Annotated in this window: 15 protein-coding genes and 1 pseudogene; 6 read left to right on the forward strand and 10 right to left on the reverse strand. The window is 58.4% G+C overall.

Annotation, left to right across the window (positions count from 1 at the left end; genetic code table 11):
• Nucleotides 1–7: 7 nt before the first annotated feature.
• The 3 genes from HJB84_RS02550 to HJB84_RS02560 all read left to right on the forward strand — a co-directional run bounded on the left by HJB84_RS02550 (nt 8) and on the right by HJB84_RS02560 (nt 2,836).
• On the forward strand, nt 8–163 hold the full coding sequence (locus tag HJB84_RS02550) for a hypothetical protein (RefSeq protein ID WP_221115197.1): 156 nt from the start codon (nt 8–10) through the stop codon (nt 161–163).
• A gap of 25 nt (nt 164–188) precedes the next feature.
• Nucleotides 189–1,442, forward strand: coding sequence for a GGDEF domain-containing protein (locus HJB84_RS02555; RefSeq protein WP_207583777.1), 1,254 nt, complete (start codon nt 189–191; stop codon nt 1,440–1,442).
• A gap of 149 nt (nt 1,443–1,591) precedes the next feature.
• Nucleotides 1,592–2,836 carry a cytochrome P450 gene (locus tag HJB84_RS02560; RefSeq protein WP_221115198.1) on the forward strand — a complete coding sequence of 415 codons (1,245 nt, stop codon included), beginning with the start codon at nt 1,592–1,594 and terminating at the stop codon, nt 2,834–2,836.
• A 16-nt stretch (nt 2,837–2,852) separates the two neighbouring features.
• On the opposite strand, the pseudogene HJB84_RS02565 reads toward HJB84_RS02560, so the two are convergent.
• From HJB84_RS02565 to HJB84_RS02575, 3 genes and pseudogenes are all read right to left on the reverse strand, one after another.
• Nucleotides 2,853–3,029: pseudogene (locus HJB84_RS02565) on the reverse strand (phosphate ABC transporter ATP-binding protein); the annotation flags it as partial.
• A 25-nt stretch (nt 3,030–3,054) separates the two neighbouring features.
• Nucleotides 3,055–5,184 (reverse strand): bifunctional diguanylate cyclase/phosphodiesterase, encoded by a 2,130-nt coding sequence (locus HJB84_RS02570; protein ID WP_221115199.1) that lies wholly within the window; start codon nt 5,182–5,184, stop codon nt 3,055–3,057.
• A 234-nt stretch (nt 5,185–5,418) separates the two neighbouring features.
• A complete protein-coding gene (locus HJB84_RS02575; RefSeq protein WP_207584288.1) occupies nt 5,419–5,763 on the reverse strand; it encodes a cupin domain-containing protein in 345 nt (114 codons plus the stop codon).
• Nucleotides 5,764–6,052: 289 nt separating this feature from the next.
• Here HJB84_RS02575 and HJB84_RS02580 point away from each other — a divergent pair, with 289 nt between their 5' ends.
• Entirely contained in the window at nt 6,053–7,297 is a 1,245-nt protein-coding gene (locus HJB84_RS02580) for an RDD family protein (RefSeq protein WP_221115200.1), read from the forward strand.
• Between the two features lie 210 nt (nt 7,298–7,507).
• Here HJB84_RS02580 and HJB84_RS02585 read toward each other — a convergent pair whose 3' ends face one another.
• The 3 genes from HJB84_RS02585 to HJB84_RS02595 all read right to left on the reverse strand — a co-directional run bounded on the left by HJB84_RS02585 (nt 7,508) and on the right by HJB84_RS02595 (nt 11,156).
• Nucleotides 7,508–8,980: a DUF1254 domain-containing protein gene (locus HJB84_RS02585; protein ID WP_221115201.1), complete on the reverse strand. Its 1,473-nt coding sequence runs from the start codon at nt 8,978–8,980 to the stop codon at nt 7,508–7,510.
• Between the two features lie 19 nt (nt 8,981–8,999).
• Nucleotides 9,000–10,340, reverse strand: coding sequence for a DUF1214 domain-containing protein (locus HJB84_RS02590; protein ID WP_221115202.1), 1,341 nt, complete (start codon nt 10,338–10,340; stop codon nt 9,000–9,002).
• Between the two features lie 543 nt (nt 10,341–10,883).
• Entirely contained in the window at nt 10,884–11,156 is a 273-nt protein-coding gene (locus tag HJB84_RS02595; RefSeq protein WP_221115203.1) for a hypothetical protein, read from the reverse strand.
• A gap of 243 nt (nt 11,157–11,399) precedes the next feature.
• Here HJB84_RS02595 and HJB84_RS02600 point away from each other — a divergent pair, with 243 nt between their 5' ends.
• Both HJB84_RS02600 and HJB84_RS02605 read left to right on the forward strand, forming a co-directional pair.
• Nucleotides 11,400–11,657, forward strand: coding sequence for a DUF3302 domain-containing protein (locus tag HJB84_RS02600; RefSeq protein WP_221115359.1), 258 nt, complete (start codon nt 11,400–11,402; stop codon nt 11,655–11,657).
• Nucleotides 11,658–12,379: 722 nt separating this feature from the next.
• Complete coding sequence (locus HJB84_RS02605) at nt 12,380–12,781, forward strand: hypothetical protein (protein WP_221115204.1); 402 nt, start codon at nt 12,380–12,382, stop codon at nt 12,779–12,781.
• On the opposite strand, the gene HJB84_RS02610 is transcribed toward HJB84_RS02605, so the two are convergent.
• The 4 genes from HJB84_RS02610 to HJB84_RS02625 form a co-directional block, all read right to left on the reverse strand.
• Complete coding sequence (locus HJB84_RS02610; RefSeq protein WP_221115205.1) at nt 12,761–13,096, reverse strand: hypothetical protein; 336 nt, start codon at nt 13,094–13,096, stop codon at nt 12,761–12,763. The genes HJB84_RS02605 and HJB84_RS02610 overlap by 21 nt on opposite strands.
• A 78-nt stretch (nt 13,097–13,174) precedes the next feature.
• Entirely contained in the window at nt 13,175–13,642 is a 468-nt protein-coding gene (locus HJB84_RS02615) for a hypothetical protein (RefSeq protein WP_221115206.1), read from the reverse strand.
• Between the two features lie 485 nt (nt 13,643–14,127).
• Entirely contained in the window at nt 14,128–15,582 is a 1,455-nt protein-coding gene (locus HJB84_RS02620; RefSeq protein WP_221115361.1) for a hypothetical protein, read from the reverse strand.
• Nucleotides 15,579–16,973: a DUF4365 domain-containing protein gene (locus HJB84_RS02625; RefSeq protein WP_311044987.1), complete on the reverse strand. Its 1,395-nt coding sequence runs from the start codon at nt 16,971–16,973 to the stop codon at nt 15,579–15,581. The genes HJB84_RS02620 and HJB84_RS02625 overlap by 4 nt, the downstream gene beginning before the upstream one ends.
• Between the last annotated feature and the right edge of the window lie 32 nt (nt 16,974–17,005).

The following is a 17,005-nucleotide window of genomic DNA, read 5'->3' on the forward strand; positions in this document are numbered from 1 at the left end:
TGAAGGAATGCTTACTTCATTCGAGAGCGCTTATAAGCGTTTACCCGACAGAAAGCCTACCGGCAGATATCAGCGCAAAAGCGTGCTGCGGCGCAAAAGCATTAAGGAAGTGGCGAGCTTCATCGGCAAGGATAAAGGCCAACAAATAGCGGCCGACAGATAAGGCCGACGGGCAAGGGGTTGCTGCCGTGTTCAATATTGCTACAGGTCTCGCCATCTGGTGTTCGGAGGCGATGACGCTCGCTTTGGTGCTGTTCGTCGCCTGGCGCCACAATGTCAGAAACGAGGCCTACCTCTATTGGGGCATCGGCTTTCTGCTGACCGGCATCGGCTTTGCGATGATCGCGCTGCGCGGCCAAGTGCCCAGCCTGTTGTCCATAGAGATCGGCAATGCCATTGCGCTGCTCGGCCAGAGCGCCTGGGTGGCGGGTTTTCTGGCGCTGGACCGCAAACGGATCGAATGGTGGGCGCTGCTGCCGCCGGCGATCTGGCTCGCCGGGGTCTTTCTGCCCTGGGTCAACAGCGACTATTCAAACCGGGTGGTGCTCTATAATCTCGCTTCGGCGACGGGTGCGACGGCGCTTGCCCTTGCGGTCGCCGCCGGCGACATGCGCCGCGAGCGTACCCGCGTCAAGCTGATGGGTGTGTTCGTCATCCAGGGCTGCCTGTGCTTCGGCTCGGCGGTGACGATGGCGCTAACGCTGCCGAGCGATGTCGAGGCGACCAATCTCGGCGGCGCCTCCGCCATGGCAAGCGCCTTCCTGCTGACCATCGCCTTCGCGTTCACCTGCCGGCTGATCATGGAGCGCTCCGAACGGCACCTGCGCGCCCTCACCCTGACCGATTCGCTGACGGGCGTGCTCAACCGCCGCGGCCTGCTCGGTTATTTCAACGCCATCCAGGAAAAAGCTCATGACGACCAGCGCCAGGTCGCAGTGATACTCTTCGATCTCGACCATTTCAAGCGCGTCAACGACCGTTTCGGCCACCAGTCCGGCGATGCCGTGCTGACCGAATTCGCGCGAATGGCCCGCCAGTATATTCCGAACCACATCTTCGGCCGTATGGGCGGCGAAGAATTCGCAGCCTTCGCCGCGGTCACCGACCAGACCGAGGCCGAAGCGATCGCCGAAGCGATCCGCACCGAATTCTGCCGTCTTCCCGTCAGCACCGGCGAAGCAATCGTTCCCGTCACCGTCAGCATCGGCATCGCGCTTGCTTCCTCGGTCGAAGCCAATATCGACAAGCTGATCTCGGCCGCCGACCGGGCGCTCTACGCGGCAAAGGGCGCAGGCCGCAACTGCACCGTCACCTTCGGAGAAGCCGAGGCAGCAGCGCCGGCGCCGGCCGCGCCGAGCAACACCGCCGGCGAACTCGTGCCGACGGTCGACGACCAGATCGAGGCCCTGCGGCGCATGGGCACGCTGTCGCGGGCCGGCTAGCGGTAACGGTGAAAACCGGAATCAATCCTCGGGGTTAGACTTAGATTTTAAAGTGATTGACGCGCCCGGCCGGGCGCGCATCGCTTCCGGGCGGCTCGCCCTCACCCCGCACCTTTCCGAGGCCGAGCAAATCCGCTAAGCCTTCGGGCATGATGATACCGCCCTTTCTCTCGATCGATCCGGCCCGCCGCCATGTGTCGCTGGACGCCCGCAACCCGGCCTTCTACAGCAATCCGAATGCCGTCTATGCCGCACTTCATGCGCATTGTCCGACGTTCTACTGGAGCGAGCAGAAGCAGTGGTTCTTCACCGGCTACGACCATGTGAACGGTTTGCTGCGCGATCGCCGCTTCGGCCGGCAGATCCTGCATATCGCCAGCCGCGAGGAGCTCGGGCTTGCCGAGCCGATGCCGCATCTTGCCAGTTTCGATCTCTCGGAACGCTATTCCCTGCTCGAACTCGAACCGCCGGAGCACACACGGCTGCGCACGCTGGTCAACCGCGCCTTCGTCTCCCGCCATGTCGAGAAGATGAAACCAGAGCTTACCGATTTGGCCAACCGGCTGATCGACGGCTTCGCGGAAAAGGGTGAGGTCGAGCTGCTCTCTGCCTTTGCCGACATCATACCGGTGACGATGATCGCCCGGATGATCGGCATTCCCGAGGAAATGGGGCCGCAGCTGCTTGCCTGGTCGCACGCCTACGTCCGCATGTACATGTTCGGCCGCACGCGCGAGCAAGAAGACGAGGCCGAACGGGCGGCGAAGGAATTTTCCGACTATGTCCGGACGGTGATCGCAGAGCGCCGCGCCGAGCCACGCGACGACCTGCTCACCCACATGATCCATACCGAGCACAAGGGTCAGTATCTGACCGAGGAGGAGCTGGTCTCGACGACGATCGTGCTGCTCAATGCCGGGCACGAGGCGACTGTGCACCAGATCGGCAATTCGGTGCGCATCATCCTCGAGAGCGGCTCAGATCCGGCTGAACTCTTCCGCGACGAGGCGACGACCGAGCGCACCGTCGAGGAAACCCTGCGCACCTGCGCGCCGGTCCACATCTTCCAGCGCTGGGCCCTGGAGCCTGCGGAAATCGACGGCGTCTCCTTCCAGCGCGGCGACAAGGTCAGCCTCATCCTCGCCGCCGCCAATCTCGACCCGGCGAAGTTCACCGATCCGCTGGCCTTCCGGCCCGACCGCAGCGAGGCGGCGAACCTCTCCTTCGGCGCCGGCATCCATTTCTGCATCGGCGCGCCGCTGGCGCGGCTGGAGCTCAACGTCGTGCTCCCGATCCTGTTCGCAAGGCTTGCCGGTCTCAAGCTGGCGAAGACGCCTGAAGTCAAGGACGTCTACCATTTCCACGGGCTGGACCGGCTGGATTTGTGGTGGTGATCCATAGCCTCGCAGATCAGCCGTAACGGCCGGTGATGTAGTCTTCGGTGCGCTTGACCTTCGGCGACTGGAAAATCTCAGCGGTCGGGCCGTATTCGATCAGCTCGCCAAGATACATGAAGGCGGTATTGTCGGAGATGCGGCTTGCCTGCTGCATGTTGTGGGTGACGATGACGATGGTGAACTCGCCCTCAGGCGGGCGACCCATCGATCGCGCGTCATGCGGCCGAGTCTTCCTGCAGCCTGCCGGATATGTCGTGCGCCGACATAGGTCTTCCCATCAGATAGCCTTGAAGCTGATCGCAGCCAGCCTCTCGCAAGATCGCCGCCTGGCGGCTGTTCTCGATACCTTCGGCGGTCACGGGAATCTTCAGAGCGGTCGCCAGCGAAATGGTCGCCCGAAGGACATCGGCGCCGTTGGCGCCTTCATCGAGAGCGGACACAAGCGAGCGATCGATCTTCATGCGATCGAACCCGAACTGCCGCAATGCGCCGATGCTGGCGTAGCCGCAGCCAAAGTCATCCAGCGCGAACTTTATCCCGACGCGCTTCAGCTGGTCTATCGACCGCCGGGCCTGATCCGGATTTGTCATCAGAACGCCTTCGGTGATCTCCAAGGTCAGGCGCTTCGGATCGAAATCGAGCTCGCGCAGGACCGAGATTACCTCCGCGGCAAATTCGGGATTGCAGAGTTGGATTGGCGAGACGTTCACCGACAGTGCCAGATCGGGCCAGCTCTTGGCATGCTCGATTGATGTCCTCAGCATGTGAACGCCGAGCGCATCGATGAGGCCGCACCTCTCGGCGAGAGGGATGAAAATCTCCGGGCTGATGTTTCCGGTTGACGTTCGCCAGCGCGCCAGCGCTTCAAGACCAGTGACAGCGCCTGTTGTGGCGGAAACGAGAGGCTGGAAAACGGCCTCGATCGCACCAGTGCTGATGGCGTGCTTCAACAGACCTTCCAGTTCGGCGACCCGTTGGCGTTCCTCGTCCAGTTCGGGGTCGTATTCGATCGCCTGGCCTCTGCCACTTGCCTTGGCGCGATAGAGGGCCATGTCCGCTCTGCGGAGAAGCTCCAGAGGCTCGATGCCTCCGTCGCGCGCGGCAGCTCCGATGCTTGCTCCAACTTCGATCGTTCGTCCGCCGATTTTGAAGGGCTCGGCAAACAGCGCGAGAATGGTCTTTTCCATATCTTCGCACGTGGCAGATCCAACATGCACCAGCGCAAATTCGTCGCCCCCCAGCCTAGCCGCGGCGACGACCTCGGGGTGGCAGGCCATCAGCGCGTTCGAAACCAGTCGGATCAAATCATCGCCGACCGCATGCCCCCAGGCATCGTTGACCGCCTTGAAGCCATCGAGATCGACCAGATAGAGTCGGGGTGGCGAAGAGCCCGAATTGTCCAACTCTTCCAGCAGGCTGAGAAGTCCATGTCTGTTCAACAGGCCGCTCAGGCTGTCATGGCCGGCTTCGAAAAGCGCTGCCTCCGCCAGCTGGCGCAGGCGCCGTGCCTCGGACGTCCCGACCATCAGAACGCCGATCAGGAACAGCGCAAGAATGGCGACGGCGGCAGCGACATAGGGCGTTACCCGATGAAACACAGTGCTTCCAGGCGCTTTGCTCGGCCATACGAGGTAGCCGATGACGGCCCCTTTCATGTCGGTGATCGGCGTATTCAGAAATTCCGGCCTGGGCTTCGTTTCAAGGTGCAAGCCTTCGAGTTCATGTTCGTTCGAGAGCGCGTCGAGAACCTCGGGGGTAAATTCCTTGTAGAAGCTCAGCGTGCTGAGCTTCGGAAGCTCTCCGGAGGCTTCGAAGGGCTGGATCGCCTGCGATGCGAGCAGGGCGATACCGCTTTCGGTCTTGATGAAGTTGACCATCGGCGCCCGCTCGGGATCGGCGGCTGCGTTGATCTGCCGATAAAAGCCTTCGCCGAAAAAGGCGCTCGGCTCGAAGGGCTTGCCCTTGGCATATGCGGAGACGATCGACGACCGGTCAGGGCCGATTACGATCGCGCCGTCATAGAGCGCGTAATCCTCGCTGGTCTTTCCCCAATTTTCATAGGCCCAGTCGGCGGCGGTAGGAGATGAGGCCGCACTATAGGCATCGTCCCATATGGCATTGTCCGTCGTCGTCCCGCTCAGACGAGCCACAAAGGCTCCGATCGCCGCGCGGGCGGCGCGCGTGGCCCGCGCATCGTCGATCTCATTCGCCGACCGGGTCATCTTGACGACGACATGTGCCATCAGGCCGGTCAGGATGAGGGCGACGACAAGGAAACAGACCGTTGTCGCAATGATGGAAGAGGTCTGGGTGCGAACGTGCCTACCTGCAAGATTCGACGACATGCATATTCCGGAAAGATTAATTGCAAGGCCATGTCTGTGGGGACGGCAGGAGACATCATGTCCGCTATGCGCTGCAGATAAGATATAGCATTTTGACGATGTAGACCCGATTAACGGGATTGGTTAAAAGCGTTCTATCCGGCAAAGAAGCGCAGCCATCCGCAGAAAGACGGGCCGTCATCGCCGCAAATCGGGACAGGCCCGCCATCGTCAGCGCCGGTTTGCTGGCGCTGCTTAAACCTTGATCACATAATCCTTGCGAGTCGTTTCAACGACTTCCCACGTTCCCTTGAAGCCGGGTCGCAAGATCATCCGGTCGCCCGTCTTCAGATGAACCGGCTCACCGCCCTCCTCCGTGACGATCGAATAGCCGGACAGCAGGCTGAAATATTCCCATTCCTCATAAACGATCCGCCACTTGCCCGGCGTCGCCTCCCAGATGCCGGAATAGAGCCCGCCTTCGGCCTCCTCCAGGTTCCAGGTGCGGAAATGCGGATCGCCTGAGATGATCCGACCGGGCTCAGGGGCGCCGAACTCGGGTTCGACGCCGTCAATGCCGAGGGTGATGAAATTTGCCATGGTCGTCAGGACCTCTGATTTCAGATGTTGTTCGCGGCCAAGAAAATGTGGGTTGGACGTACGACGGCTCTTACCCTCTCCATATGACAGCTCTTTTCAAAATCAGAGGCGGTGCTCGTGCTGTTCCATAAGGCAAGCCGCGAAAACCGGCAATCCTGATTGGCGCGAAGGAGGCTGCTCCGTGCCTTCCAATGATGGAACGATGTTCCAGTGGGAGACCGATGGATTGCAACTTTACGCCCATCATCCTCACTGCTAATGCTTGCACAAGGCGAGCGGGGGCTTCAGCGTGAAAATTTGGTATTATGCCGTTGGGCAGGAACATATGGGTCCTATCAGCGAGGGGGAATTGCGCGACCTGATCAAGCAGTGCCAAGCGACCTGGGAGACTCTTCTTTGGCGGGACGGAATGTCTGTGTGGCAGCCCGTCTCTGAGCTGCCGGAGTTTTCTGCTGCTTTTGTGACGCCGCCTACCCTCCCTTTGAAGCCGCCACCTGTGCAGGCGTTGCCAGTCGTGGCCGTGGCGAACGTCGCTATCGATGCCAAGCGTTCTTTACCTTTGCAGTCGCGGCCGTGGCCTCGGTTCTGGGCACGTTCGATCGACACCCTGCTGCTTGGGCCAGTCATCATCTTTGGTGCTGCGGTCGCATTCATTTTCCATGCCCCCGACCTCTATCTCCAAATGATGGCAATGAACGCGGGCCTGCTCGGTATCATCGTTTTACCGGCCTTGGGTCTACTGCTGGCCATCCTGATGGTTTTGACCGGAACCACCCCCGGCAAAGCGATAGTAGGTGTCCGGGTGTTAGTTCCGGAGGGCAGAAATCGTGTCGCATTTTTCTTTTCGAGGGAACTGAAGGTGCGGGCTGCCGGGTGGGGGTTGGGCATTCCGATCCTCAACCTCTACACCCAGTCACGGCAGTATAGCCTCCTCGCCGCCAGCCAGCCCGCTAGCTACGACAAAGATATGGGCACAGTCGTCAAAGCCAATCCGTCGAAGGCGAGGTTTTTTGTCGGATTGATCGTCGTCGCGTGTCTCGGCGCGGCAAACGTGTACTTGAGGGTGTTGGACCAACAGGCGACGACCGACCTCAACGCCAGGCAATCCTGGGTGAACCCGATCAACAACAAAACGGCTTCCATCGCGAAGGCTTGGGAGAGTCAGGAGATGAAGACCAACAGCGGTCGTGTCTTTTACTTTAACTCTCCAAGCGACCTTGTCGAAGTGTTGGTGGGTTATGAGCGCTTTGGTGCCGATGGTGTCACCAATGTCGCCTATGCCAACCCCATCATGGGAGCGGTGGCGTCGGATGTCAGCATCACATCGGACTGGATCCAGACGACGGTCCATGGAATCCCGGCTCTACGTGCGGATGGGAGAAGCGTGAAACTTGACGACACAAACGTGGAGGTCACGGTTGCTGTCGTCGGACGCAATGCATGGCGCACATTGGTGTTTGCTCGTGGGCGGACGCCCTCCCGAGTCCCGGGAAAGGTGCCTTTTGTCGACGCAATCTTCGCTACGGTCGATTGACGAGAGACACGCTCTCGCAGATCGGAAACCGTGGCAGCGCTATAGCCTTCCCTCTGTCCGCGCGAAACGCACGAAAAACCCTCAGGCATTGTCTAGCAAGTTCATCGGCCGGTGACCCATCTTCGTCAGAACGGTATATACGCTCGACAATTGACAACGACACCAACTAATTTTCTTTCGAGCCTGCGCCCGTTCGGTCTCCTCTTTCGGTTACCGCTTCTGCACGGCTGGGGGAGTCCAGGTTCCTTCCATCACTGCCGCTTTTGGCCAGTAAGACCTAATGTACAACGAAAAATCCTCCCGCGGCGCAGGTAGCCAGTTCGATTGTTTTTCGTCGCCCGGCGATGTCGCCTGCACGTAAAGCGTCAGCGAGCCGTCATCATTGTATTTCAGGTCTTTGTTCTTGGTGCCGAGCGAATAGCGCTTCAATTCGTTCGGAGAGAAGAAGTGATGTTCGTTGTAGAGTGTCATCGACCAGAATCCATTGACCGGCGGGGTCTCGCCTTTCGGGAAGGTCACCGTGTAGCTCTTTGCTCCGTTCAAGCGTCCACCTGATGCGTCAAGGTCCTGATAGAAGTACTTGGTCTCGTTCGGAGAGTTGACGAAGATGTTCGATTTGGCGACGGCGGTACGGGTGAAATAGTCGGTACCGAACGAGGCCTCGTTGGAGATCGTGCTCCAGTTATGCGGCAACTGCTGACCGTAATTCCGGAACTGGAACAACGGCGTGACGATCTTCTCGTCTGCTTCCTTCGCCCCTTCGGTCAACGCCGCCTTGATCTTGGCGTCGGCTTTCGCCGCGACCAGAACCGCCTCGACCTGTGCATAGCGGGCTTCTTCGCCGGGAAGCGGCGGGGCGTCACCGAGCACCATCGGCAACTCGTCAAAGAACTTGTCCGGCACCACCCATTTGACTTCCTGGTCAGCGGTCGGAGCCGCCGTTTCATCGCCGCCCGGCAGCTTCGACCAATCGGTCGATTTCATCGTCCCGTCGAACTGGGCGACCGGATACATCATGACCTCGTGCAACACGCTCTGGACAGCCTTTCGGTCCTCAGCCGTGTCATCCATGAAGACGCGAGGGGCTACGAAACCCGTTTGTGTCGGCGAGCGGAAAACCTTGGTGATGCCCTTTGGGACCTCACCCTTCCATTCCGGTCCGACGAGCAGGTAGAACCCCGGCGTCGTGCCATACATCTTGCCAAGCTGCACAAAGCTGTCGGTGCGCAGATCGACCATCTGGTAGACCCAGAAGCGGTCGCCGAAATCGGGCACCTGAACGACGACAGCCGACTTGTCGAGGGCAAGCGCGCCTGCACCGTAGACGACATCCTGGTTCGGGCAGGCGACGATGCGCTCTTCCGGCACCACGTAGTCGGTCAACATCGCGAAGGTGTTCAGCGGAGCCATGACCAGCGGGCCGGATTTGGCTGGCTCTTTAAGCGGTGCATAGGTCAGCCGTCGATTGTAGACATTCACCATCGGCCAAGCCCAGAAATAGGCTTCCCGCCCGATCTGCCTGGCATATTCCTCAGTGATCTTGACGCGGGTGTCAGGGCCTGGTGGAAGCGCCCGCCCCCAACCCGGCGACGGAGCGAGCTGCTCTTGGGCATGCGTTCCCGAGACCGCGGAGATGGAAGCAAGAAAGAGCGCGGCTCCAATCTGCAGACGGAAGGTGCGCATTGTCTTTCCTCCACTCATGTCACTTGATCTCCGTCACAGGTGCCGGCGTCCAGTCGCACGTTTTGACGATGTCCTTCGGCACGTAGGTGCGGAAGGTGAGCGAGAATGGCTTGCCATCCGCCGATGGGAGCCAGTTCGTGTCAGGAATGCCGGCAACCGGCTTGGGGCCGATGGCGATCTTCAGCGACCCGTCTACTTCCTTCTTCAAGTCGGAATAGCTGTTGAAATTGTAACGCCTGAGATCGTTGGGAATGACGCGGTAGTCAGGCACGCTCACGAGAATGACCGACCAGTAGGCGTCGACGACTTTGTCAGGGAGGGCGTCTGCCGGGAAATGAATCACGTAGTTCTTGCTGCCGTCGAGCAGGTTTTCGTTGGAATCTCGGCTTGCAGGAAAGTAGATCGCCTCCGCCGGATTGTTTGCCCAGATGCCCGCATAGTTCGCTGCGGTTCGCTGTTCGAACTTGGTGCTATAGTTGCCGCCGAATGCGCCGCACAGCCAATGGTTCTTGTAAGGAGCCGTCGTGGCTAGAACGTTTTTCTGGAAAGTCGGTACGATCGTTTTCAACTGATCGGCGACGGCAGTACGGGCTTCCTTCCCCGATGACACATAGTTTGCCACCGCATGCACCTTCGCCTGCAACTCCGCGGCATTGGGCGCGACGTCGAGGGCGCTGGCAAGCAGTCCGTCCGCATTGTCGAAGAGGTCCACGCCGATCAGGCTCCTATTCTCGAAAGGGGCCAGCGCAGGCGGCTTGGCAATCTTCGGCTTGCCGATGACACTGACCTTGAAAGCATGCTGAAGTTTGGCCGCCCCTTCGGGATCACCCTTCAGTTCAATGCGCCCAAGCATCTTGGCCTTGTCAGAGTGCAGAATGATCGGCATCACATTCTTCGGCAGCTTGACCTTCGAGCCCGGAGAAACAAGCGCGAACTTCCCAAAGGGTTTGGTCGGCATGGTTCGCTCGTTGATGTTGGCGATCACTTCGCCCCATTCGTCGAGAATCTGTGCGGTGTAATAGCGATCCTTGATCTCTGGCACCTCGAGGATGACGGCCGAGTTGTCATCGACCGCGAGCCAGGCCTCCAAATAAGCGACGTCGAAGTTCGGATTGACGAAGTCCGCCGAGCCGAGCGGATTGTACTTGATGGTATTGAACTGGACGCCTTTCTCCTTGAGGTCCCCCACCTCCTGTCGAACCACCAAAGCGCGGCCGAGAAGGTAGACATAGGCATCTGTCAATGTCTTGGCGTCTGGGGCCATCTCCGCCGCCAGAGCCGCTGAGGTGCCGAATTGGGACGCGAGGATGGTGGCAGCGAGCAAGGTGGCGTTGACTGTTCGCCGGGAAAGCAAGGACATGATGCGGTCTCCGTTCTGGATCAAGGTTGCCAGATCGCCGTCGTCCCCGCCTCCCGTTTCCGGAACGGTGCAGGTCTTTGTGAACAATGGCACATACCGCCCCTTGGGAAGGTGAAGCCTGATCGCATCGACCTCTCCGTACGCCTGATAATAATGATCGAGGCTGTTTCGCAGTCGGTTCGCCTCGATACGAACGATGGGATCGATACTGCCGTTGAAGCTGGCAGACCGCCCGAAGACGTCCACTGCGATGGTATATGCCTTGATCCCGGCCTCGCGACCTTCGAAATGCTCCCGGCAAATGTAACTGAGAAAGGCCTTGTTCCGGTCGGTGGACTGGAACCTATCGTCCGCCAGGCAAGCTCCGCCTTTGCCTCGGCGATATCCGCCTGACGCGTCAGCTGCGGTACGCTGTCTGAGTCCATGGTCGCCTCCCCATGTATCATCAATCGCTACATGAGCAGATCGAGTTATTATTCATAAGCCGACAACCCGCAAGGGAAGTTTCGATAATTGGTACCGCGGTGGGGGCATGGCTTCGCACTATTTGCGAGGCATCGACCTGTCTTGGAGACAGATGAGGATGATGTCGGATTCGATATTCGAACAGAGGGTTTCGTATTCCTCGATCACGGCACGCTCCTCCGGACGTTTGCTGGCCTTGAAGCGCTCGAGCGCCACACACGCCTCTTCATAATTGGCACAGAGACCGTTGAGCGTTTCTCCATGACCGACGCGCACCTGCAGCTCCCCGCGGATTGCGGGCAGCTTGAGCATCAGTCGAAGAAGGCCACGCTGGTGAAGTCGCTGCTGCATGTGCGCGCTATCGTCCCCGATCTTTCGCCCGTTCCATTCGCTGCGGTGCGTTCAACGGGATCGACGGATTATGCATGAACGCGATGTGACAGGGAGTACGTTACGGTAACATTGGCCACGAAAACGCCCGAGCGCGATCAATGTTGCCGTAACGCGCTTATATCGCCGACCCAGTTCTGCGTTCATCGAAGGCTGGGTGAACACTCCGGTGCTAGCGGTTCCCAACAAGGGGTAGACGGCACGATCGGCGTCTTTGCATGGATCGCCTTGTTAGTCCTGGTGGCGAGCACCGTCGCCGTCGTCGTATTCCTCGTAATGCTGCCGGGCATGATCGCCAAGAAACGCAATCACCCTTGGGCGCAGGCCGTGACCGTAGGCGGCTGGGTGACGCTGCTTCTCGGCTTCGCTCTTTGGCCTGTCGTCCTACGAGGCCGTCCGCCGGCAATGGGTTTTAGTGGACATGAAAGCCGACTGGAACCCAGTGTTCGATCGCTCTGGTAAATGAGCGGTCTGCGAATTGGTGTCTCGCCTGCCAAACGGGCGGGTGAGAGTGAATGCGATGATTCATCAGGCCTCTATAAGGCACTGAAACATGATTCGTTTCATGGCCGCACAAGATAAAAAGCCGCGCCCGCGATCCCTCGCGGGGCCTTTTTGTTAACGCAGGCTTAAACTGTCGGTTGGATTTGCGTAAAAACGTGATCAACTCCACTCGAAAACCAACTCAAAAGGCCGAATTTTGGCGTCCTGCGCCCTCACCTTTTGTCGAAATGATCCCGCATCAGCCAAACTTCGTTTATCTCGCCCATCGGATGAGCGTGAGAAAAAGTAGTTTGCGAATCTCAGACGTTTGTTGCGGACGTCATTTCAGATGTGGTTCGTCATAAACCTCTGACAACTTCCCTATTGAAATCATAGAGCTTTTCCTGCGGAAGCGTCACGTACGTCTGGCTGTTTCCTCACATACCTTTGCTCAAGTATGTCCCTTACGTCAAATACCCTTGACCAACTCTACAACCACAAATTAAATCATTGTTTTCACGGATATATGTCGCATCTGGAACTTGCTTCGAACTGGTTGTCGGACGCAAGGGGAGGACCGCAGGCGAACAGCCATGACCATATGCCCGGGTTCTTGAAGACCAAGCAGCTGCTTCCGCGACTAAGTGCGAAGTGTCTGCCGTCGTCTCAGCGCCCCTTGAATCGACAGTGGAAAGCCGGCAATGACCGCAATTGTAGTTGAAATCGATAAAAATTCCGCTTGTATCTTGATCCGCCGTCCAGACGGAACCGAGCAATTGCAGATCAATGGAAAGCCTCATCTAGTTTATTGGGTGCGGACCAGATACGGACAAGTCCTGGAAGGCATGGATGCCGACGGACTAGCGAACATTTTGGGGCATCTAGCGTCAATAGATGAGGCAGCAGCTTTGGAAATTGTGTCCGAGGTCGACGCAATTGCAGAGCTCGATCTTCCGCCGACCACTGCGGTCATATCTCAAGACGATGGCGTGAAATTCGCTATAGGCTCCTTCGAGGACGCGGACGGACCTTGGCTCGACTTTAAGGGTTTTATGGCGGACGAAACTGTCACGAATTCAAGTTCAACAGGATGGAGAAAATAGCTGCCCGGTGCTCCTCGCACGCATGATGATCTCCTCTGGAATCAAGGAATGTTCCATCAAGGCGACAATCGAAGGGTCGTCTAGGACAAGAGCGGACCCCATGCCATGAACCGCCTCGATTTCTTCCATTCTTGCGATGTCGCCTGAACAACGCTCAAATTCAGCGCGGCACTCTGGCAGTTGAAGACTACCGAGAACATCGGCCTTCTTCACAAGCCAATGCTTCGCGAGCTGCAGGTGCCCCATCGCTACCGACCCCGTTATGAGGCGGATGACCGCACGTTCCCTTCGCTGCTCTGCCTCAGTTGAAACCATGGCGCTCCCTCGATCTTGATATCGAATATTTTGGGAGAGACTACGGCCGGCGGAAAGCCCCTCAAGGGTCCGAACCGATTATACTGGAAGCGGCAGCTTGATAGTCGGAAACTTCGGCTGAATGAGTTTGATCAGACGATCAAACGGCTTTTTCGGCAAAAATAACCCAAGAGACTTGGCTCCAGCGAAGAGCTCCCTGCTGCCGAGGTGAAGTTTGGTGCCGACGTATCGTGAGGGTCCGCTAACACAATGTGCATGGGGACGAGAAGGGAACGGGTCAGCGTCGGTCTTATGTACCTGCCAGACAATCCCATCGACCCGGTAGTCTTTCTGGATTAACAGCCGGCCCTCAGCATTTTGAAACGCGATCTCCTCCCCGAGGTCGACAGTAACGAAATCATCGGTGTCCTCCAGAATGACCCCACCAGGCCATTCAGACTCGTCACTAGCATCCAGTATTCTGATGATCCTTAAACCAACCATAGCCCCACCCCGGATTGAAGGCGCAACCCTACGGTGGCTCTGCATGTTTGTCAGCCGGTTCATTTCGCGATGCCTCGCGGGATAGAGTCTCCGCCTTATCGCTGATATCGATTTTCTTCAGGTCACGCTGAAAGGTATTGCGCGCGCATCCAGAAAATTCGTAATTGAAGTATCGAATTCAGGGTTCGGCGTTAGTGACCTTGGGTTTCACCATCGGAGATGTCGGGGCGTGGCTGTTCCCCATCTGGCTCTGCATTGACTGGTTTCTCAACCTTGATTTGCGAACGGAGGGGTTCATGAAGGCAGCGCTCAGAACTGGATTGGATGCTCTAGCGGTACTGTGGGGCCAAGGTGGGCGAGCAGCCACGCCATCGACAAGATGATGTCTGAAAGCCGAGGTTGGCCGGAAGTCCCGCTGAGCGGTTCGATTCCGCTCCCCCACACTAATTCGTCGTTTCGAAATGTAAAAGGCGCTTCGCGGTAGAGCGTCATTTGAAGCACGAATCTCCGCGATCGCCTACAGGGAGCACACTGGCCTATAGAAGCGGTCACATATATCGCGTGTAGTCGGAACTGACCTTTCCATCGCCGACGTATTTTAGAACCTCACCAACCTTTCGGGCAGCCCGGATAGGAATGGGCAGCTTCTGGTTCATCTGGGTCGAATTCCAGTTGATCTTTGTCATCGACAGCACCTCCTTGGCGATCTGCGCGACGGTGCTGTCGCTGCTCTTGTGCGGACATAGCAGCAGCGGCCTCGGGTCATACTGGCCCGGATAGGTTCCATAGTAGGGAATGCTCCCGTTCGTATAGAGAAGCCCCTTCCCGTCGAGTTCGACAAAGGTGCCGCGCATCACGGGATAGTTCCCGTCGCGTAGGACTTTCACCGACGAGGATTCCTGGACCCATACGAGGTCCTTCATCTCCGTGCCCGCAGAGTCGAGCGCCTCCACGATTCCGTCCGCTTCCTCGTCGCGGAAACGCGAGGTCTTCAGGACGGCAACACGGGCCGGGTAGTGCCGATGATGGTTCTTGTAGGCGGTTAGCACTTCCTGCACGAGGTCTCGAGAGTCCTCGTGCGTCATATACGGATGCCTGCCACGGGTCTCCGTCTGAGCGCGACGGCCTTTCAGGATGAATCCCCGGCCCCGCTCGTCGAACATCTGGGCCGCGCTGGTGAAGAGCTGCTGCCCCCCAGCTTCACGGTAAAAGCTGATTCCGATGTAGCATGCGGAAAACTCGCCCTCCTGTGGCATTCGCCTCCAGGGAATGCGGCCGGACCCTTTGTAATAAAGGGACGTCAGAAGATTCCAGGTCCGGTCTGCCTCGTCTTGGATTTTGCGCGCGCTGCTCTCCTTGACCTTCCGGGGAATGATAGTCTTCTCGTCCAGGGCATCCTCCCACACGATCTGGATCGGGAAACTCAGATGCATCGTCCGGGCTTTCAGCATGCCACGGAAATTCGGTGCGTCGGAACCGCTGCTGTCCTCCCTTTCGACGGTGCCACCGCCATCGACTTTGGCGTTCCAGACGCGCTCGATAAGGCTGACCGGAAGCGCTACAATGGCCACGTTCGGTCGATTGCTGCTTTCGTCGATCGCGAGGAGTTGCTGATAAATCTCCTCGACGGCCATTTCGACCGCCTTCTGATGATCCGGTTCTTTCCGAATTCGGTCGATCTTGGATTGGGTCACAGTCGCCGTGGCCCCATCCGCAATCTCGAACTTGCAGCGGAAGGGGTTCTGATTGCCGAGCCCGGGGAAATCGGGATGCATGTTCGGGTGCTTGTCGGTCTTTCCGGTAAAGCCCACAGAGGCGGCGGCCAGGAATTTCGCCGTATCCTCCACCGTCTTGGAGCTGCCAACGACAGCGATTTTCAGGACGTCACCAACAGGCGTCTGCAGTGGGCCGGCCATGTACAGCCCGCGCCGGGGATCGGGGTTCTGATACCTGTCGCCGAATTCCAGTTGTGGCTCTTCGAATATCGTTGTCTCGAATTTCAGGCCCAATTGAGCAGGTCCTCTTCATCGTCGCCATCGGCCTTCTTCTGGCTTCCCCAGACGTCTTCGGGGACCCGCGTCGGCAACGCGATCGAAGGCGGTTCTCCGAACGAAATGCGTGGCTCGTCGGCCCTCTCGGCAAAGAGGTCGCCCGTTTTGGGTTCCAGGCTGGCCAGGAACCGATGCCACATGATCACCTGCCCGCGGAGTGCCGAGCTGTTGTCCAGCCGTTTCTTTCCGGAAAGCAGCGCGTCGGGGTAGGAATGCGGGGTAAAGCCGTTCGTTGTGAAGAAATAGGTGGGCTCGATCACCAAGAACCATTCGGTGAAGAAGCTTTCAAATCGCGGCACGAAGGCGTGGTGGCGAACGAATTCGACCCTCGTCTTATCGATCTTGTTCAAGGCAACATTGACGACCTCTGCCTCGGTGTTCTTCTTCGACGATTGGTATTTGAAAATCCGGCTCTCATTCTGCGCCCTTGCCCGGAAATAGAAGAGCTTCCGATCCTTGTTCCAGGCGAGTTCTGCCCGCACCTGCTGATCCAGCGTCTTCCGCAGGAGATGGGCGAATGTGTTCCTTTCATCTTCGTCGTCGTGATAGGCCAGATGTTCGACATCGATAGCCTCGACCTGGTCGAGGTCGACGATCTTACTGCATACCGTCGTTCTCGGGTCGTGGAAGGACCAGAACGCGCCGCCCTTGATTATCCAGTCGAACCGCGCTGGCTCGTCGTCATCGAGTAGTATCGCGATCGCCTGCTTGTGCGAGTGGGGCGTGGTCGATACGAAGACTTCCCGCGGCAGAGCGATCGGGAGAATGTTTACCAAACCCTCTTCGCCGCCTCCCAGCGGAGGGACGTAGTATCCGAAGCCTGCTTTTGGAACTGTCAGGGCGGCGAGCCGATCTACCGACGAAGCGTCAAGCACATCTTCCCGCTTGTTGAAATTCAATCGACGTTCGGCTGGGGCGTCGCCGATCGGGACTTCTTTCCAGTAGAAACTATCGTCGGCCTCGCGGAAGACGACGATGATCACCGGAAGGTTGCTCCCTCGCCAGTAATCGAGGTCCTCCGTCCTCAGGAGGTAATGGAATCCGTTGTCGTCTTCGCCCGGATACAACCCGGTCTTCGTTGCTTTGACCTGAACGGCAATCATGTGGGCGAGTGGCCGTCCTTCGATCATCACCTCCGCAATAGCGTCGATGCCCGCTTCGAGCCGCGAGCGGACGTCGAACTGGAAACCGATTTTGAGGAAGCGCAGGCGGACCGCCGCCTCCCCAATCTCACCAGTCAGTTGATTCTGCGTGATGTTCTTGGCCATATGCGGATGATAGGCAGACGAATCCGTGACTGCCAATGCCTCGGAACACGCCGTTCCCGTGTTTTTTGTATCCACGACCCGCTCAGGTCACATTTTTTGGGTGCCAG

The sequence above is a fragment of the Rhizobium sp. NZLR1b genome, assembly GCF_019685155.1.
Classification (GTDB): domain Bacteria; phylum Pseudomonadota; class Alphaproteobacteria; order Rhizobiales; family Rhizobiaceae; genus Rhizobium.

Coding starts and splice junctions, on each gene's coding strand:
- HJB84_RS02550 (WP_221115197.1), top strand. CDS start 8: ATGCTTACTTCATTCGAGAGCGCTTATAAGCGTTTACCCGACAGAAAG.
- HJB84_RS02575 (WP_207584288.1), bottom strand. CDS start 5,763: ATGGCAAATTTCATCACCCTCGGCATTGACGGCGTCGAACCCGAGTTC.
- HJB84_RS02570 (WP_221115199.1), bottom strand. CDS start 5,184: ATGTCGTCGAATCTTGCAGGTAGGCACGTTCGCACCCAGACCTCTTCC.
- HJB84_RS02610 (WP_221115205.1), bottom strand. CDS start 13,096: ATGGTTTCAACTGAGGCAGAGCAGCGAAGGGAACGTGCGGTCATCCGC.
- HJB84_RS02585 (WP_221115201.1), bottom strand. CDS start 8,980: ATGCGCACCTTCCGTCTGCAGATTGGAGCCGCGCTCTTTCTTGCTTCC.
- HJB84_RS02560 (WP_221115198.1), top strand. CDS start 1,592: ATGATGATACCGCCCTTTCTCTCGATCGATCCGGCCCGCCGCCATGTG.
- HJB84_RS02615 (WP_221115206.1), bottom strand. CDS start 13,642: ATGAACCGGCTGACAAACATGCAGAGCCACCGTAGGGTTGCGCCTTCA.
- HJB84_RS02605 (WP_221115204.1), top strand. CDS start 12,380: ATGACCGCAATTGTAGTTGAAATCGATAAAAATTCCGCTTGTATCTTG.
- HJB84_RS02595 (WP_221115203.1), bottom strand. CDS start 11,156: ATGCAGCAGCGACTTCACCAGCGTGGCCTTCTTCGACTGATGCTCAAG.
- HJB84_RS02590 (WP_221115202.1), bottom strand. CDS start 10,340: ATGTCCTTGCTTTCCCGGCGAACAGTCAACGCCACCTTGCTCGCTGCC.